Below are 17,962 nucleotides of genomic sequence, written 5' to 3'. Positions count from 1 at the left end.
TTTGGCCCTGCGGAAGGAGTCGCAGTTATGCTCGGTACGGAATTGAATGTCGAAGCTTATATGAATCGTTTCGGCGAACTGTTGAAACAACTCGATGCCTCTCAAATTGTCGGTTTGAGTGATGCGATTTATCAATGTTACGAGCAGGGAACGACGGTTTTCATCTGCGGCAACGGCGGCAGTGGCTCCAATTCGTCTCACTTTTGTGAAGATCTCGGCAAGAGCACGCTCGATCCCAAAGACTTCGAAAAAGATGACGTCAAACGTCTTCGTGTGATGAGTCTGACCGACAACACCCCCTACATTCTAGCCTGGGGCAACGATGAAGGTTTCGATCGGATTTTTGTCGAACAGCTCAAAAACTTTGCACAGCCGGGCGATTTGCTGATTGCGATCAGCGGCAGCGGTAACAGCCCGAATATTCTCAAAGCGGTCGAGTGGTCAAATTGTCATCAGGTCACAACCTGGGGTATTACTGGATACACGGGCGGAAAACTGAGTGAATCGGCTCAGCACGAACTGCACGTTCCGCTGGATGACATGGGGATGGTCGAATCCGTCCACATGCTCGCCTTCCACTGGGTGCTGAATGATGTGCATGCGAAAATCAACAGTGTCGGACGTTATGATAGCAAATCTGCACCTCAGACATTGCCATTGCGTAAGGCTGCGTAAGTCATGAGATTGAGGCGAGCCGAGTCAGTTATGACTCGGATTTTCTCATGATGATTGTGCAAAATTTGAAGTTGAACCTTGCGGATGACTCGATCCCACCCGAGCCATGACTGACTCGGCTCGCCCTGTGTTGTATCTACGAAGTCGTTTCCAACTGGAAGAACTCGGCTGTTTTTTCCGGTGTCGCTTCTACGATCATGACATTCTGGCTAATGATTGATTCTGTGGCGCCTGTGGATGTGACAAGCCGGTAATCTTTTTCTTTGCGTGTTGTGAGCAGAACACATCGTGTTGTGCCGGATTGACGTTGTAGAATTTCCTCCTGAATGTTGGCCGGCGAGAATATTTTGCCCGGTTCTGCCAAGGCAAGTTGATCGAGCCAGCCGTGCATCTGATCGGTGCGTGATCCACGAATCCATTCGGTCCGTTCTGCTCCAAAGCAGACGAAATCGAGTTGCTGGGGTCCGCATTCCTGAATGTGTCCCCAGCCAATAGTCGCCGCTAGAGAGGCTGCATTTTCGACCGTTTCCCGATTGAAAATATCCTGCCCGGCCTTTGCGTCTTTCGTCCACAGGTCGAGAATCAGCAGGAGACGACGGTCTCGGTTTTGTCGATATTCTCGAACCATCAGTTCGTTGCGACGAGCTGTCGTTTTCCAGTGGATCGAACGTAATTCATCGCCGGGGCGATATTCTCGAATGCGATGAAATTCATCCTGATGAGCCCCCGAACGGCCCTGGGCTGTTCGGCTCGATTCCTGGCCATCGGAAATTCGACGTTTCCACCAGGTGGCGATGTGACCAATGCGCGGGTATACGAGCAGGTCATCGTAAGTTTCCATTTGTCGTCCTCGTTCGACGATGCCGAGTGGGAAACGAGAAACAATTCGCGTAGGGCCTAAACGATAGCGACCACGCTGGACGAAGCGGGCCTGATAGCGACCGGTTCGAGATTGTCGTGCAGGAACCTGAGCAAAAATTAATTTTCCATTGAGCATTTCCCGCGGCCCAATGATGCGATCTTCGACAGTGACGAGACAACAGGAGAGAATCCGTTTCCGGTTTTCCAGACAGATGTCAATAGAGACGGTTTCACCAGCCATAATCCGTTCGGGAAGATGTCTTTGGATTTGTAAACGGCGAGTCATGGCAAACGAAACTCCACCGTTGACAATGAAAGGCCCAGCCATCAACGCGAAGATCAGCATCAGAGTGTTGGTCTTCCCGAATAACGCTCCCAGTAACATGATGATCGCCATGAGCAGATACATCTGACCTTCGATGGGCAGTTTCCAGAGGTTTTTTGCCGGAGAATTTTTGCGGGATTTATTGCGAAGAGGCAGGTGATCATTCCGCTCCCATTCAGATTGTCCCTGCAGTTCGAGGAGTGTTTTCATCCCCCATACGGAAGTCAGGAGCATGAACAGATAGGCCAGCCACATGAAAGGCCACCAAAGGGTGCGATTCAAAATACCGGTGGCCAGTTCCGTAAGCAGAATCCCCATTCCAAGAATCATCGCGCCCCAGGCAGCAACGATCAGATATCGGGAATTGGTCTCGGAAACAGACATAGCAAATTTATTTCAATCGTTCGAATTCCATGTGGACAGAATTCTATAACTCGATATAGAAAATCCCTGAGCTTGTAGGCACAAAGTTTTCGCAATTCTCTCATAAAGATTGGCTCGGGCAAAGGGACTCGGCGTAATTTTGCGTGGCATTGTTGAATAAGTAAGTTTCAATATTAATGAGAGAAGCTTTGTGAATGTGAACTTTAGGTCAAAAAAACTTGATTTGACTTTGCATTCTTTTTATTCTCATGATTCAGAATTTGACTTTAAGATTATTCTTAACTCTGCCTGCCATTAACCTTATTAGGAAGTGGGACAATATTTTGAGTTGTCCTGTTGCCAGTGTTAGCCTCCATGAGCAACCCCTTTGCCTCTGATGAATATGGACGTCCCCCGCGACATACTGTTCCACCTGACAGCACACAGCATGGGGCATATTCCTCTGATAAAATGAGCGTCGTCAATCCGCCGTCGAAATCGATGGATAAGCTGGTCTTTGGCTTGATCTCGTTTGGGCTGGTGTTGATCGTGTTTGTAGTGATGTTTACATTGCTAAGGAATATTTCACCAGATGCTCCCACCCGATTGACACCAGAAGGAACGATCTCTGAAGAGGCCGATCCCTCTGCAACCGATGAGGAGACTGAAATCCGCGGGGATTGATCTGCAATAACTGGAATTCAAAGTTGACTCTCGGTCAGGTCAGGGAGTGCTTGAAACAAATCAGTCCTCTTGCTGAGTTTCCTCTGCATCTCCGATGCGCAACTGGTTGATTTTGCGATAGAAGTTTGTCCGGTGAAGTCCCAGAAGTTTTGCCGCTTCGGTCATATTTCCTTCCGATTTTGAAATAGCTGCCCGGATGTAGGCTCGCTGAAATTCCAATGTCGCATCAGCCAGTGTTGCATCTTCGGATTCGGAATCAAGTTTTTGAGGCACCTGCAATTCAATAAACAAATCCGCAGAGGCCACAACAGGTCCAACTCCCTGCCAGGTCAGTCGTTGAATCACAGATCGCAACTCCGCTGCATTTCCCGGCCAGCGATATTGCAGTAACAATTCGCAGGCATCGGCTGACAATTCTGGAGTTTTTTTCCCCGAATTCTGGAATGACTCACGGAGAAAGTATTCTGCCAGAGGAAGAATATCGTCCGTCCGTTGACGTAGCGGGGGAATGTGCATTGCACAAAGTGAAAACCTGCGAAACAGATCCTCCCGGAAATTTCCCGCTGCGACCTCTTTATTCAAGTCGGAAGTAGACATCACAATCAGCCAGCAGGGATTGTGAGACTGGAACTGATTTTCAATCGTTTTCAGTTGTTCCACAAGTTGGCTTTGCATGACTTCCGATAGACGATCGACGTTTCGGAGCAGGAGTGATTGACTGCTGATGCTGAGATTGAGCACTTCAGAAAATGAAGTCCAGTTCTGCTCTAAATTACTCGCTTCAAATTCAGAAATCAAACTTTGCGAAACCTCTCGCATTCTGGCCAGATGTAGAGCGATGGCCCGCTTGCCAACACCTGGCGGGCCGGAGATCCAGAGCGGGTATTCCCCTTTGATTAAACTGCTCGCCTCATTATGCACAAATGAAATTGTATCGCTGTTGCCAATGAGTGGCCTGCAATCCTGTTGCTGTTTGAGGGCACGCTGCTCCAGATCTTTCTTCTGGAAATCTTTCAGGAGAGGAATAAATTGATGAGTCAGGAATACATCAAGGACTTTCCAGTCCATCTGCCCGGGAGTTTGGCCTCCTGATGCGGGAAGATCGATCTTCAGGCGAAATGATGAGTTCTCGGAAATCGCTGGACTTCGCCAGAGGACTTCCCATTCATCATGCTTGTCAACTTGAGTGGAATCCTCAGAATCAAATTCGACTCTCAGATGATTGAATTCAAATGTTTTTTGCAATTGATCGGCGAGCATCTCCAGAAGTTGAGAGACCGTGGAAGCCGTGCTCCAGTCATGTGCATATTTCTCCAGTTCAAGCCTCAAATCAAGTTGCTGGTGCTTTTGCTGATTTCGAATCACAAGTTGCAAAAAGGCGGAGAAAAGATCACGAACCGCTTCAATGGTAGGGAGATCCTCCAAAAGCAATTTTCGTCCGACGAGTCGGAGTACAATGGAATCAAGCCGATCTTCTGCTGAGGAAAAGGGGAGCAAATATTGTCCCCAGCCTTGTGCAGGTTCATCCGACAGATACAACGTTTGGTTTCGTTCGAGCACCTCTTCAAAATAATCGGCTGCCAGCCGAACAAGTGAGCGGCCGCCGACGCCTTCCGTCAGTTTCCATTCGCTATCGAAATCATAGAGCCCAACGGCTTGAACTCCGAGATGCCTTTGCAGGATCGTCAAGCATTCATGCAGCAGTTCCGAGTCGGTCCGATCCACGAGTTCTGAAAGCAACTCTGTCAATTCCCGATTCAGTTCCAGCAACATCGCCGCGTCTGCCATGTCGCCTGGAACAGGTTCCATCGAAGATTTTGACCAGTGAGTATGAGCACGTTTCGGCATATAAGATATCAGTAATCAGAGCACTTAAACGAAATTCAATTTGAAAGCCGGAGAAATTTATCAAACTGCAAATAGACCGGCACGCAATAATTTAACTACGAAAAACAATTGAACCCGGGTGGCGGGGCGCTCCCTATGATCTATTAAACCATACAATATCACTTCATCGAGTCCAGTGTTTGCGACCGAAGCTGCATCAACTGCTGCACCAGTTCGGCATGAGTATCAGCTACATTTTTCGATTCCCCGGGATCTGATTTAAGATTAATCAGGAAGCTCTTTTTGTCTTGAGCCGTCAACTCACCTCGATTACTGGTATCACGGCAATTTCCCAGAAGTTTCCAATCGCCTTGTCGAACCGCCCACTGCGCGTTGTTGCCGTTGCCCATCTGCCAGTAGAAAAAGTTATGCGGTGATTTTTGATCCTCATCGAGCAGGCACTGGGATAGATCTCGACCATCGAGCATATTTTCGGGAGGAGGAATTTCCGTTAGACTCGCCAGCGTGGGCATCCAGTCGCAGCCAGTCGCCATTTGATCGCGTGTTTCTCCCGCTGGAATTTTCTGCGGCCAGGAGATCAGCGAAGGAACGCGAATTCCGCCTTCAAACAGGCAGCCCTTAGCTCCGCGATACGGGCCCGCATTGCCACCCCCAAAGAACGCGCGTTCTTCAGTCGAATGTCCATGATCGGATTGAAATACGACAATCGTTTCTTCACGCAGTTTTCGCTGTTCGAGGAAATCGAGAATCTGTCCGACTTTCTGATCCATTGTCGAAACGAACTCGGCATATTCGCGTCGCGGCGAAGGCAAGTCTGCATACTTTTCCCGCCATTCATGCGTTCCCTGATACGGATAGTGAGGCACATTGATCGCCCAGTAAATGAAGAAAGGACGCTCTTCTGTCGCATCAATAGCCGATTTGACTTCACGGACCATCAGGTCGGGAAAGAACTGTCCATCCTCGTGAATTTCCGTCCCATTTCGCCAGAGGTCATGACGGTTCGGGCCATTCCAGAAGAAGTAGTGGGAATAGTTATCGATACAGCCCCCCATGTGGCCAAACGAACTTTCAAAACCCTGACCATTCGGCATCGTTTCCGGAGTGAACCCCAAATGCCATTTGCCGACATGATAAGTCGCGTAACCAGCGTCGTGAAACATTTCTGCCATTGTGTATTCGCTGGCAGGCAGACCGGGCTTCCCTTTTTCCGAACTGACATTCCCCGGCACCCCCGCTCGCACAGGAATTCGTCCCGTCAGTAATCCCGCCCGCGAAGCTGAGCAGATACAACTGGGGGAATACATTTGTGTGAGCCGGATTCCGGTTTCTGCCAGTCGATCGATGGCCGGGGTGATCAAGTCCTCAGACCCGTAGCAGTTGGCATCGAGCGTGCCTTGATCGTCGGTGTAAATCACAAGCACATTCGGTGATTTTGCAACCGCATAATTTGGTTGAATGAATGAGAATGCGCCCCAGAGAAATATAAATATTGCGTAACCAAAACTGGGGATTCGCTTTAATAAAAACTCTCGCTCTAATGTCAGTGAAGGCATAGCAGGTCTCCCTTTGATTGATTTCCTCTCTCAGCCCTATCATAGTAATAACTTCAGCAAAGAAATTCTTCTTCAGGATTGCACCGAATTCCTTAGGCATTCCGAAGTTCGTAAATTTGAAATTCTAGCAGACAGGTTGCGGAATGATCGGCACTTTTGGATTAATCATTGTCGGTGGTATTTCTCTCTTCATAATTCTGGTCATTGTGCGTATCTTTGCTGGCTCATCAGGTTCGAATGAGCCTGCTGGCAGAGGCTTCAAAAGCCTGCTCGATAAAAAAGTGACCTTAACCTGCTGGCATTGCCAGAAGGAAACCGATGCCAACCTGACGCAGTGCGAACATTGCGGACAGGAACTGAAATGAATTTTGACACCCTTTACCCAGGAGTACTTTCAATGCAAAACACTCTTATCGCATTTGCACTCTGCACAGGAATGATGTGCATCGCTTTGGAAAATGCTCAAGCTGAAGAACCACAACCGGGAAAGCAGGTCGCCCAGAAGTCGGACGTCGGAAATGGGAAGTCGATCCATTACTGGCTATCACTTCCGAAAGATTACTCGGATAAGAAACCTGCTTCACTACTCATCTTTCTGCATGGTAGCGGAGAGCGGGGCAATAATCTGGATCAGGTTCTTGTACATGGTCCACCAAAGTTGATTAAAGCCGGCAAGGAGTTTCCCTTTATTGTCGTTTCCCCACAGCTGACTTCAGATGTCCGCCGCTGGGATGTGCAACAGCTTTCCGCCATGCTGGATGATCTGGAATCGAAATACACGATTGATAAAAGTCGCATCTACTTGACTGGCTTGAGCATGGGTGGCTACGGCACCTGGGCCTGGGGAGCAGAAACTCCCGAGCGATTTGCAGCAATCGCTCCGATTTGCGGCGGCGGGGACCCAGAAAAAGCAAAACAACTGACCAAAGTTCCGATCTGGGCGTTTCATGGTATGAAAGATCGTGCGGTGCCTGTCGAACGCTCCATCGAAATGAAAGAGGCGATTGAAGCTAAGGGCGGTGACATTAAACTGACCCTCTACCCCAATGCCTCCCACGATTCCTGGACTGAATCGTATAATAATCCAGAACTCTACAAATGGTTTTTGTCTCACAAACGAGGGCAATAACCGAATTTCATGACTTCTATAACCCCTTCTTTTTGCGTTGAATGATTTTTGAATGAGCTCTGAAACTGACACCAATTCGGCAAACTCGACTGTGACAGAACGTGAAGATTTAAGTCCCTGGTTTCTCACTCTGGAAGACCTGGAAGGTCCACTTACGTGGAATGACTTCTTTCAGAATGAGAATTCTGTGGAGATTGATGTCGGTTGTGGTCGCGGACTCTTTCTCTTCAATGCCAGCGAGATTCATCCCGATCGAAATTATCTGGGAATGGAAATCGACTTTAAGGAAGGACGCCGTGGAGCGAAACGGTTGAAGAAGCAAGAACGTCCCAATGCCCGGGTTCTCGGATGCGATGCCAATCGTGCGTTCGGTGAATTCGTGCCGGAGGGAACCGTTTCAGCTATTCATGTCTACTTTCCCGATCCCTGGTGGAAAGCCAAGCATCATAAACGACGGCTCTTCACTGCCGATTTCACGACGTTGATTTATAAAGCATTGAAACCGGGCGGTTTATTGCATGGCTGGACCGATGTTTTCGACTACTGGCAGTTAATGACCGGGCACATCGGCGAGCATGGAGGCTTTGCCGAACTGCCCGCTCCTGAAGAACGGGCAGCCGAGCACCACATGGATTATCAAACCAGTTTCGAGAGAAAAAAACGCATGGCAGGCTGGCCGATTTATCGCGGATTATGGCAGAAAGATGGGTAGGATTAACGAAACTGAGTGGCTGGGGTCGTAGCGAAGCGCAGCTCAGAGATCCACTTTATGAACAACCAAAGTTGTGCCACGGCTCTGTTTTCGGTCGCTTACTGCCGTGACCGTTCGTGCAATGCTTCTGCGGAAATGCTGTAAACGACTTCCTGAGCCAGACGATCCATATCCATCACAAGCCGATCGACGCGTCCGGAGAGATACATATAGATGATCAGCGAAGGTATCGCGACCATCAAACCGGCAGCAGTCGTTAACAGTGCCAGAGCAATCCCGGCTGCCAGTTTTTCCGGGCTGCCCATCGCATCGCTGCCGGCGATCCCGTTGAACGCATCGATCATGCCCCAGACGGTACCAAGCAATCCAATCAATGGGCTAACGGTTGCCACGCCGTTGAGCACTCGCAAATGCTTTCGCATCTGGCTCACCTGACGTTCTCCGCCATCGATAATCGCCTGTTCAACTTCAACACTCGGCTTCCCCCATTTCCGAACGCCATGTTCAAAAATTTGAGCAACAGGCGAGCCATTCTCGGCACATAACTGCAAAGCCTCATCCGGCTCGATGGTTCCCTCACGCAAATGATGCAGGAAGCGTTCAACAAACGGCTTGGGAATGACGCGAGCACGACGCAGAACTACGAGTCGTTCGGTACTGAACCAGAGAGAAATGAGTGTTGCCAGTCCAAAAGGCAAGCCCCACCAGCCCAGAGCCGTCACAACTTGCGAGGGTGTCGTCGGAATCACACTCTTTTTGACCGGAATATCCGCACCTGGTTCATCAGCAACTTCTGGAGCCACAGGAATTGGAGCAGGTTCGGTCTCACGTTGAGCGAATACATAGGGAGAGCTACACAGGCTGAAACACATCATCAGACCGGCTGCAATCAGGAAATGTCGAATCTGCTCCATCGCAATACTATCCTAAGTGACCTGCAACTAAGAAAACGGAGTTCTTTTTCTCAAGTATCGAGCGTTCCGCAAGTGCATGTTACAGGCATTTGAAAAAACTTCCACAATGGGGAAAACTGACTGTCCAGACAAAGCCTCTGAAGTTGCCTCACTTACCATGAGTCACTTGCTTCAGCCAAATTGGGTATATAAATATCTATCAATATCATGAAGTTCCAGTGCATCAAATTAGTTTGATGCTTTGAGTATCTGCACTCGCTCCTCCGCTTTTTTAGAGAATTCACTTTCGGGATAGAGACGAATCAGATTCTCGTAATTCTGAATCGCCTGTTCGACATTCCCCTGAACCTCATCGCACTGCCCTGCCTGATAGAGAGCAGCCGACTGCAAATCTGGAAAGCCCGGGAAAAGAATCGCCATCCGAATGTATTCTTTGATTGCCAGCGGATAGTTTTTTTGAATCAGAGCCGTTTCTGCCAGATAAAACTGACTTTGAGCAGCGGCCAGTGTTTTATTCCCGGCTGCCCGGTCCAGCACCGCTCGAAACTGTTTCTCAGCCTCTGCAAAATTTGCCTGGGCAATTTGGGTTCGCCCTGCAATCACTTCAACCTGTTCCCGCTCTGCAGACTGCGGGTATTCCTGACGAACTTCTTCGAGAGCTTCCTGAACCACGTCGTATTTCTTTTGACGACGGGCAATTTCTCCAGTCATCACATAAATTCTCGGATACCATTCTGGTCGATCTGATTTATCGAGATTAGCGACTCGGGCTTTTAACTCGGTGAGTTGTTTTTCAGCTTCTTCCAACTGATCCTGTTCGAGGTAGAGTTGAATCAACTGGGACTCAATTTCACCAATCTCATTCAGGCCGGCCGTCTGACCATTCGCAGCTTTGAGGTATTCTTCGGAGAACTTTTCGACCGCAGCCGAATCTTTTTGAGTTCCGGCAATCATCACCAGTTGATACAACGATCGGGTTTTCACATAGGGATCCGAGGTGGAATCGCCAATCAGCTTTTCAAATCGCGTTCGAGCAGACGCTAAATCGCCGTTAATATAATCACTCTCAGCCAGCGAGAGCTGAGCATCATCGGCTCGATCGCTTTTGGGCGTTTCGCGGATCAGAATTTCAAAGACTTCATCCGCCTTTGCGTATTCTTCGTTTTCGTAATGCAGCAGCGCCCATTCATCGAGCAGTTTATCCAGATTCTGATTTCGCGTTTCCGGCTGCTTGCGAAGTTCTTTGTAGGCCAGTCGATAAGCCTCGGCTGACTTGTCGACTTCGTTTAAATCCCGATAAGTCCGGGCCGCTTCCCGCGCTGCCCGATAGGCCAGATGATGGAGTTCGTTTCCCTGAGTCGTCTCTTCTGAAGAGCGAAACGACTGAGCCGTCTGCATAAATGCCTCGGCGGCCTTCAAATTCTGATTCGCTTTCAGCAAGGCCATTCCCTGCATATAACCGGCATCGGCAGCAACTTGTTTTGCATTCGGAAACTGCTTTTTCAACTTCTCGAAACTTGCTACCGCTTCATCGAATTTTCCATCTTCAAAATAACTCCAACCCAAAGCAGATAGCGATTTAATCGTCCATTCATCGTCAAGTTTCAATTGGAGAATCTGCTGATACTGCTTTTGAGCTTCCTCCCAGTTTTGACGGGCGTAATTCATTTCCGCCAGTTGAAACGTCGCTTCGGTGATGACCAAAGGTGCCAGATCCGATTGTTGCAATTTCGCAAGAGACGCACTGGCATCATCGAGGCGATTCATTTTGATCAGCACATTAATGCGGACAATATAGGCCTGTGCTAGCGAGTCTTTATCCTGAGACAAGCTTTCAAACTGATTCAGCGCACTCAGAGCCTCTTCATAGTTCCCCAGTTCGTATTGACTGTTTGCCAGCAACAACCAGGACTCGGGCAACTGAAGTTGACTCTGATCTGACAAGCCGAGAGTGATCGGTTCTAATGCATTCACTGCCAGGGCATTATCTCCAAGTTCCTGAGCGATTCGGGAGGTTTGGTATCGAGCCTGCTGCGTAAATAATTGCTCGTTCGCAGGCATTCGATCCAGGATCTGGGTCAGTAAAGGTAATGCTTTACGAAGCCGTGTGTCCCGATCGCCAAGTGAACTTGGCAATGGATCCGTTTCGGAATCAGCGGCTGCAAGCAGGCGACATTGCAGCAGTGTCTGTTCATCGTTCTGACGCGGTGTCAATTCGACATCTGGTTTCTGTTCAGAAAGTGCCCAGCCTTGCCCCAGTCGATTTGTCAGCAGGCAACATTCCATTGATGATAACCATGCATCAATAACAGATTCCCCTTTGGGGAACTGTTTCTGGTAGTCCAGGAAGAGTGTTAATGCGCCGTCGTAGTTGCGTAGTTGGAATCGGCTGTCGGCCAGTTGATAAAGAATTTTGGGACGTAACTCTGCATCTTTTGATTGCTGTAAAAGTGTTTGCAATGCCTGTTCCGACTTTGCCAGATCCCCTGAACTTTTATAGGTTTGAGCAATCCAGAAGCGAGCCGATTCGCGGTATTGCTCACTCTGGTCAGCCGCGGAGAATTGATCGATTGCCTTTTCCCATTCTCCCAGAGAGAAATAGGCATATCCGGCGTTCAAATGCGAGAGAGCGATCAATTTACCACTCGGGTTGAGACTGGAAAGTTTCGTGAATGTCTCGGCTGCGTTCTGATAATTCTTCTGCTGGAAATAAAGCATCCCCACATTGAACAACGACTCTTCCATCCGCTGGGAATCGGGATTGTTGATTAACTTCTGATACTGCACGATTGCCGGTTCAATCTGGTTCTGTAACTCAAGCGACCGGGCCAGACCAAACTGGCTGTCTTCAACAAATCGACCTTTGGAGAATTTATCCAGGGATTGCTCAAACATCATTTGAGCCTGCTCGTACTTTCCCGTTCTGAGATAAGCATCGGCTAAATACGGCAAAGCCCATTCCACCAGTTGATCGTTGGGAGCCTGTTTCAAAAACGCTTCAAAATCGCTGATGGCAGTCGGATAATCATTCAGAAAGTAACTGCACTCAGCGATACGATACATTGCCTGAGCTTTGTTTTTATTTTGCGGATGAGCTTTAAGAAACCCCTGCAGGATTTCCCGAGCATTTTTATAGTCCTCCTGATTGATCAGACTTTGCGCCAAATACAACTTTGCCAGCGGAGCTTTGCTGTGATCCGGATATGCTTTGAGATAATTCCGGAATGTCTCACTGGCCAGATCCCAGCGTTTCTGTCCATACAATGTGAGGCCGAGCGTATAGTCATCATCAGCTGGCGCCGCGATCGCAGGAGCCGTTCTCGTCAGCAGGAACGAAGAAGTAAAAACCAGCAGTGTCAAATGAAAACAGATCGCCCGGGTCCAACGGCTACTCATGGTAAATCTTTGCATGATCAGTATTTTGATTTCGACGATTTCAGGTTTCTAATGGCAGAGGAGCTTCCTCTCAACCAAGAGTGTTTAGTGTCTTTCTCTTATGAAAAGCACATTCTTCAGATTAGACAGGGATAACTATTGTATCCCAATGCCCCCTCAAGTGGAAAACGTTTTACGTGAACTTGCCAAATTGGATTCGTAATCGAATCGATTTTACGGCCCCTGCAAAGCACCTAAACTGCCAAGGCTCCCAGTGCGGTTCTTGTTAATTTGAAATATTGAGCTGACCAAACTAACGATTTTCCAGATGATCGACTTTAAGATCGAGTCTGTTTTTGTTGACACGAATCATTCCGCATTGGGTCCTGGTTAGTCCGAGAATACCTTTACCTCTACCAGACCATGACCGTATGGAGTAACTGTGCGATGATTAAATCTTCAAGTGCCCAGCCTCCTGGTATCTACGACATCCGCGTAAGATTTGATTTTTGAGTATTGTCAGGCGTACCATGTTATTTCCACTACGAAATCAGCACTTGCACCGCACTGATAGGATTAAACATGTTTCCCGCACACCAAATTACGACATTGCTGGTTTCTTTGACCTTGCCAGTGATTTTTCAATTTCTGGCCCCCGGCTCTCTTCCAGCCGCACAACCGCCCCGCCCGAATATCATCGTCATTATGGCCGATGATCTCGGGTATGGAGATCTCAGTTGTTACGGTGCGAGCGAAATTGAAACTCCCAACATCGATCGGCTTGCTCGTGAAGGACAATTATTCCGTCAGGGATATTGCTCGGCTTCTACCTGCACGCCCACCCGGTTTTCCTTTCTGACCGGCATGTATGCGTTTCGTCAGCCGGGAACAGGAATCGCTCCTCCAAATGCCACGGCTCTGATTCAACCGGGAACTCCGACCATTGCCTCAGTTCTGGATGACGCCGGCTATGAAACGGCAGTGATCGGCAAGTGGCATCTTGGATTAGGGGAAGGCAAAGAGCCCGACTGGAATGGAGACCTCAAGCCCGGTCCTTGTGAAATTGGATTTGATCATTGTTATTTGTTACCGACGACGAACGATCGTGTCCCGCAGGTTTATGTGGATGATCATCGTGTCGTTAATCTCGATCCGAATGACCCGTTGTGGGTCGGCAAGACAAATCCTGATGGGCAACCGACTGGTTTGACGCATCGAGACACTCTGAAAATGGATTGGTCGCACGGACACAATCAAACAATACACAATGGCATCAGCCGGATTGGATTCTACTCGGGTGGACATGCCGCTCGCTGGCGGGATGAAGACCTGGCTGACAAATGGGTCAGCCACTCTGCCAGGTGGATTGAAACGCACAAGGACAAACCTTTCTTTCTGTTCTTCTCCTCGCACGATATCCATGTTCCTCGAATGCCCCACGAACGCTTTCAGAAGAAATCCAAACTCGGATATCGGGGCGATGCCATCCTCGAACTCGACTGGCAGGTTGGTGAAGTTCTCAATACGCTTGATCGCCTCAATCTGACGAAAAAAACACTCGTAATCTTTTGCAGCGACAATGGCCCGGTCCTCGATGATGGCTATGTCGATGGAGCCGTTACGCAACTGGGGAAGCATACTCCTTCCGGTGTATTCCGCGGTGGCAAATACAGTGCCTACGAAGGGGGATGCTGTACTCCGTTCCTCACACGTTGGCCAGGGACAATTCCAGTAGGAGAATCACAGGCAATCGTCAATACGGTCGACCTGGCCACCAGCATGGCTGAACTGGTCAAGCAACCTATTCCTGAAGAGGCATTTCCAGACAGCTTGAACGTTCTTAATGCCCTCCTCGGAAAACCGGATGCGGCTGGACGAACAGAAACTGTTGAACAGGGCACAAGTGCTCTTGGATTACGAGTTGGCGACTGGAAGCTTGTTGCCTATCGAAACAAGAAAAACAACGGTAAGACTTTCGAGAAAACGAGTGAAGGCCTGTACGAACTTTATCAGCTCGACAAAGATGCCGGTGAATCCAAAAACGTCATCGAAGAATTTCCGCAGAAAGCGGAGGAGTTGATTAATCGACTCGAAGAAATCCAGTCTGCACCGACAAGAGATTAATGTGAATTGTCTGTTGGGATGGCCCGCATTGCTCGGTATAAAACTTCCCGTAGTGCAGAATTTCTTCTGCTTCAAATCCCTGACGATTTGAGGCTCAGTTGATATAGTATCGACTCACCTTCAGGAGTCGCCGATGCTGGATACGGAATTTAAGCTGTACAATCGAATTTCCCATGAGGATTGCGTAGCCGGGCTGAACGGTTTGGAACCTAACAGTGTCGATCTGGTTTTTGCCGATCCCCCGTTCAATATCGGCTATGAATACGATGAATACGACGATCGACTCGAACGGGATCAGTATCTCGAATGGTCCACAAACTGGATGCAGGCCGTCTACAATGCCCTCAAAAAGGATGGTACTTTCTGGCTGGCGATTGGCGATGAATACGCTGCTGAGTTAAAGCTGGCTGCTCAGGAAATTGGCTTTCATCCTCGCAGTTGGGTCATCTGGTACTACACCTTCGGTGTGAATTGCAAAAATAAATACAGCCGGTCCCATGCTCATCTGTTTTACCTAGTGAAGGATCCCAAGCAGTTCACGTTCCTGGGAGAGGATCTCGAAAATCGCATCCCCTCTGCCCGGCAACTCGTTTACAACGACAAACGTGCGAATCCTAAAGGCCGTCTGCCGGATGATACCTGGATCATTTCTCCGAGTGATGCCGTGGGCGACTTGCATGCCGACGATCAGCAAACCTGGACATTGCGACCTCAGGATCTCGAATCGCGTTTTCAGTCCGATGAAGACACCTGGTACTTTCCGCGAGTCGCTGGAACATTCAAAGAGCGAGCCGGTTTCCATGGCTGCCAGATGCCGGAACAATTGCTGGGACGCATCATTCGAAACTGTTCGCGTGAAAACGAACTGGTCGTCGATCCGTTCGCCGGCAGCGGAACGACGCTGGCGGTTGCAAAGAAACTGGGACGAAAATACCTCGGATTTGAGTTGTCGGAAGACTATGTCAAAGCGAGCCGGGAACGATTGAAAAAGATTTCCGTCGGTGATCAACTCGATGGCTCTGCAGAACCGACAATGAGTGCTCCCGGAACCTGGGCTAAAAAGTCTGCTCGTGCTCAGAATCGAACGAACATCCATCAAGAAGAAGCAGCCGCCGAAACCCCACTCCGGTTGACTCTGGCAGGTCTCAAAGAAGCCTTCCTTGCGGCTCATCAAGGCTATTCCGTCGATCGTCTTCTGCTTGATCCTGATTTGAATGCCGCATTTCATGAGTCCTGTCGACAAGCAGGATTATTTGGTGATCCTCAAACCTGGAATCTGTTACTGCTGCGATTACGTCGCGATGGTGAATTGCAGGAGGTTCCCTGTCCCCGTCGAACTGATATGAGTTGGCCAGAGATTGATACAATTCTTTCGGGATGTGAAATCAGCCTGCAGACACTGCTGGTCGAGACACAAACGAACCATCTGACAGAGATCATGAGTGATCCGGAATTGCTGCAGCGATTTAATGACCGAGCCAGACTTCTCAGTCCAGGAGCAACGACATTCAAGTACCGCTGGGCAGCTGTAATGCTGTCCCGTCAAACAGGCATCGCCCATAAACGTGCCAGTATTCTGGCTGCCGCTTATGACGATTCGATTGAACGACGATTATCTGCTCCAGAGAAACTTGATGACTCACTGATCAGTAAACTCCCTGAATGCTCCGGTCTATTCTTGATCGCTGCGGACGAACCCCTTTATTGCGGAGAAACATTGAACCTGAAACTACGGGTCGAGTCTCTGGATCGAAAAGCCTTAGCGGTTCTGGTTGGTGTTGCTGAAAACAACTTGTCGATCAGAGTGATGCCCCAGACTCCCGAATTATTCGGTGAACTGGCCTGGCAGAACTATCTGGCATCGCGATTCCAGACGAAATGGAATTTAAATAATTAAACTCTGGTCCAAATGGAAACCGGATTTCCATTTACGATTTGCAGACAACAGACTTGTTTAGTAAAGCGTGTCCATTTAATTCATCCCCCTTTCATATATTAAGAACTACAAGAAGAACCTGTTTCTTAACACGGAGTCGGAATTCAAAATCGGCCAAATGGATTTGAATAATGATAAACCACAGAGGCACAGAGGACACAGAGAACACAGAGAAGCCTTTAATCCAAGGCTTCTACAGAATTTAAGCGTTTATCTCACTCCAGATCTCTCACAAAATCTCTGTGTCCTCTGTGCCTCTGTGTTTCAAAAAATTCAAAAGTCAGATTGTCTAGAGTTTTTTAATTCTCCGGTTTTCGTATGGAACATGGTATAAAGACTAAACGCTCGATTCTCTTACTATTTAAATCAAATTGATTCATGCACGCCACAGAATTTCTTACTCAATCAGAATTGAAAACGGTTCCACCGATCGTCGTCCTCTTTGGCGGCGAACGGTTCTTGAAGCAGCAGGTCCAGCAACTGTTTTTGCAGACAGTTTACGGGCCCGATGCGGATGCCCATGAACTGGCTACATTTCTGGAAGGGCGGGAAGCCGAGTGGCGAAGTGTCGCGGATGAATTGAAGACGATTTCGATGTGGAGTGGAAAACGCTGTGTCATCATCAATGCGGCTGACGATTTTGTCTCTGCAAATCGCCCGCAACTGGAAAAATATGCGGACAACCCGGCAAAGTCTTCACTGCTGATTCTCGATGTGAAAAGCTGGCCAAAATCGACAAAACTGGCTAAGAAGGTCCAGAAGACAGGAGAAGCGATCGAATGCGGCGAATTGAAAGGGGCTCAGTTACAGGGTTGGGTTGTCTCCCATGCGGCTCACAAATTTGAAAAGACAATCAGCCGACAGGCGGGTCAATTGTTGATTGACCTGGCAGGAACCTCAGTCGGATTGCTCGATCAGGAACTCGATAAGCTCGCTTCCTATGTTGGACAGAACAAAAAGATAACCAATGAAGATGTGCGAGCTCTGGTCGGAGGCTGGCGACTGGAAACAACCTGGAACATGATTAACGGCGTGCGGGATGGTCAGCTCGATATGGCACTCGTTGAACTCAATAAGCTGATGACTGCTGGCGAAGCTCCGCAAAAATTACTGGGAGGCATCTCGTTCGTTTATCGAAAAATTGTCAAGGCGGTTCGCATTTCTGCGAAAACCCGTCAACTCGGACCCGCTCTCAAACAGGCAGGCATTTTTCCCCGCGATGTCGGACCGACCGAAACCTACTTGCGAAAACTGGGACGCGAACGAGCAGAACGAATCCCGGAACTACTTGCCAAAGTCGACCTGGGAATGAAAGGCGAAAGTTCACTTCCCCCTCGTTTATTAATCGAACGATTACTGGTTGAACTTTCTCCGTAAACGGGCAATCTATGCTTTGCATTCGCGTCGGGTTACCAAAGTATGGTAATGTCAGCAGAACATTGACATGAGTTCCTGTTTTT

13 protein-coding genes are annotated in these 17,962 nt (G+C 48.7%); 8 read left to right on the top strand and 5 right to left on the bottom strand.

What is annotated here, in order from left to right; translation table 11 throughout:
- The first annotated feature begins 27 nt into the window (after positions 1-27).
- Positions 28-675 carry a D-sedoheptulose-7-phosphate isomerase gene (locus Pan54_RS17035; RefSeq protein ID WP_146504624.1) on the top strand — a complete coding sequence of 216 codons (648 nt, stop codon included), beginning with the start codon at positions 28-30 and terminating at the stop codon, positions 673-675.
- Between the two features lie 136 nt (positions 676-811).
- On the opposite strand, the gene Pan54_RS17030 is transcribed toward Pan54_RS17035, so the two are convergent.
- Entirely contained in the window at positions 812-2,245 is a 1,434-nt protein-coding gene (locus Pan54_RS17030) for a DUF58 domain-containing protein (RefSeq protein ID WP_146504623.1), read from the bottom strand.
- Between the two features lie 354 nt (positions 2,246-2,599).
- On the opposite strand from Pan54_RS17030, the gene Pan54_RS17025 reads away from it, so the two are divergent.
- Positions 2,600-2,908 (top strand): hypothetical protein, encoded by a 309-nt coding sequence (locus tag Pan54_RS17025; protein WP_146504622.1) that lies wholly within the window; start codon positions 2,600-2,602, stop codon positions 2,906-2,908.
- 60 nt (positions 2,909-2,968) lie between these two features.
- On the opposite strand, the gene Pan54_RS17020 is transcribed toward Pan54_RS17025, so the two are convergent.
- Together Pan54_RS17020 and Pan54_RS17015 are read right to left on the bottom strand one after the other, a co-directional pair.
- Entirely contained in the window at positions 2,969-4,756 is a 1,788-nt protein-coding gene (locus Pan54_RS17020) for a helix-turn-helix domain-containing protein (protein WP_146504621.1), read from the bottom strand.
- 158 nt (positions 4,757-4,914) lie between these two features.
- Complete coding sequence (locus tag Pan54_RS17015) at positions 4,915-6,312, bottom strand: sulfatase-like hydrolase/transferase (RefSeq protein ID WP_146504620.1); 1,398 nt, start codon at positions 6,310-6,312, stop codon at positions 4,915-4,917.
- Between the two features lie 143 nt (positions 6,313-6,455).
- On the opposite strand from Pan54_RS17015, the gene Pan54_RS17010 reads away from it, so the two are divergent.
- The 3 genes from Pan54_RS17010 to trmB are packed head-to-tail and all read left to right on the top strand — an operon-like array spanning position 6,456 to position 8,153.
- The gene (locus tag Pan54_RS17010; RefSeq protein ID WP_146504619.1) at positions 6,456-6,677 is read left to right on the top strand and encodes a hypothetical protein; all 222 of its coding nucleotides are present in this window, start codon (positions 6,456-6,458) and stop codon (positions 6,675-6,677) included.
- A 32-nt stretch (positions 6,678-6,709) separates the two neighbouring features.
- Entirely contained in the window at positions 6,710-7,441 is a 732-nt protein-coding gene (locus Pan54_RS17005; protein ID WP_146504618.1) for a carboxylesterase family protein, read from the top strand.
- A 52-nt stretch (positions 7,442-7,493) separates the two neighbouring features.
- Positions 7,494-8,153 (top strand): tRNA (guanosine(46)-N7)-methyltransferase TrmB, encoded by a 660-nt coding sequence (gene trmB / locus Pan54_RS17000; protein WP_146504617.1) that lies wholly within the window; start codon positions 7,494-7,496, stop codon positions 8,151-8,153.
- A gap of 98 nt (positions 8,154-8,251) precedes the next feature.
- On the opposite strand, the gene Pan54_RS16995 is transcribed toward trmB, so the two are convergent.
- Both Pan54_RS16995 and Pan54_RS16990 read right to left on the bottom strand, forming a co-directional pair.
- Entirely contained in the window at positions 8,252-9,067 is an 816-nt protein-coding gene (locus tag Pan54_RS16995; RefSeq protein WP_146504616.1) for a MotA/TolQ/ExbB proton channel family protein, read from the bottom strand.
- A gap of 228 nt (positions 9,068-9,295) precedes the next feature.
- Entirely contained in the window at positions 9,296-12,463 is a 3,168-nt protein-coding gene (locus Pan54_RS16990; RefSeq protein ID WP_165441818.1) for a tetratricopeptide repeat protein, read from the bottom strand.
- A 561-nt stretch (positions 12,464-13,024) separates the two neighbouring features.
- Here Pan54_RS16990 and Pan54_RS16985 point away from each other — a divergent pair.
- The 3 genes from Pan54_RS16985 (at position 13,025) to holA (ending at position 17,879) form a co-directional block, all read left to right on the top strand.
- A complete protein-coding gene (locus Pan54_RS16985) occupies positions 13,025-14,566 on the top strand; it encodes a sulfatase family protein (RefSeq protein WP_146504614.1) in 1,542 nt (513 codons plus the stop codon).
- Positions 14,567-14,699: 133 nt separating this feature from the next.
- On the top strand, positions 14,700-16,463 hold the full coding sequence (locus tag Pan54_RS16980) for a DNA-methyltransferase (protein ID WP_146504613.1): 1,764 nt from the start codon (positions 14,700-14,702) through the stop codon (positions 16,461-16,463).
- Positions 16,464-16,880: 417 nt separating this feature from the next.
- Complete coding sequence (gene holA, locus Pan54_RS16975) at positions 16,881-17,879, top strand: DNA polymerase III subunit delta (RefSeq protein ID WP_146504612.1); 999 nt, start codon at positions 16,881-16,883, stop codon at positions 17,877-17,879.
- Positions 17,880-17,962 lie beyond the last annotated feature (83 nt).

The organism is Rubinisphaera italica (assembly GCF_007859715.1).
In the GTDB taxonomy this organism is placed as follows: Bacteria; Planctomycetota; Planctomycetia; order Planctomycetales; family Planctomycetaceae; genus Rubinisphaera; species Rubinisphaera italica.
Note: the sequence above shows the minus strand (reverse complement) of the source record. Positions and strands in the feature narration are given on the sequence as shown.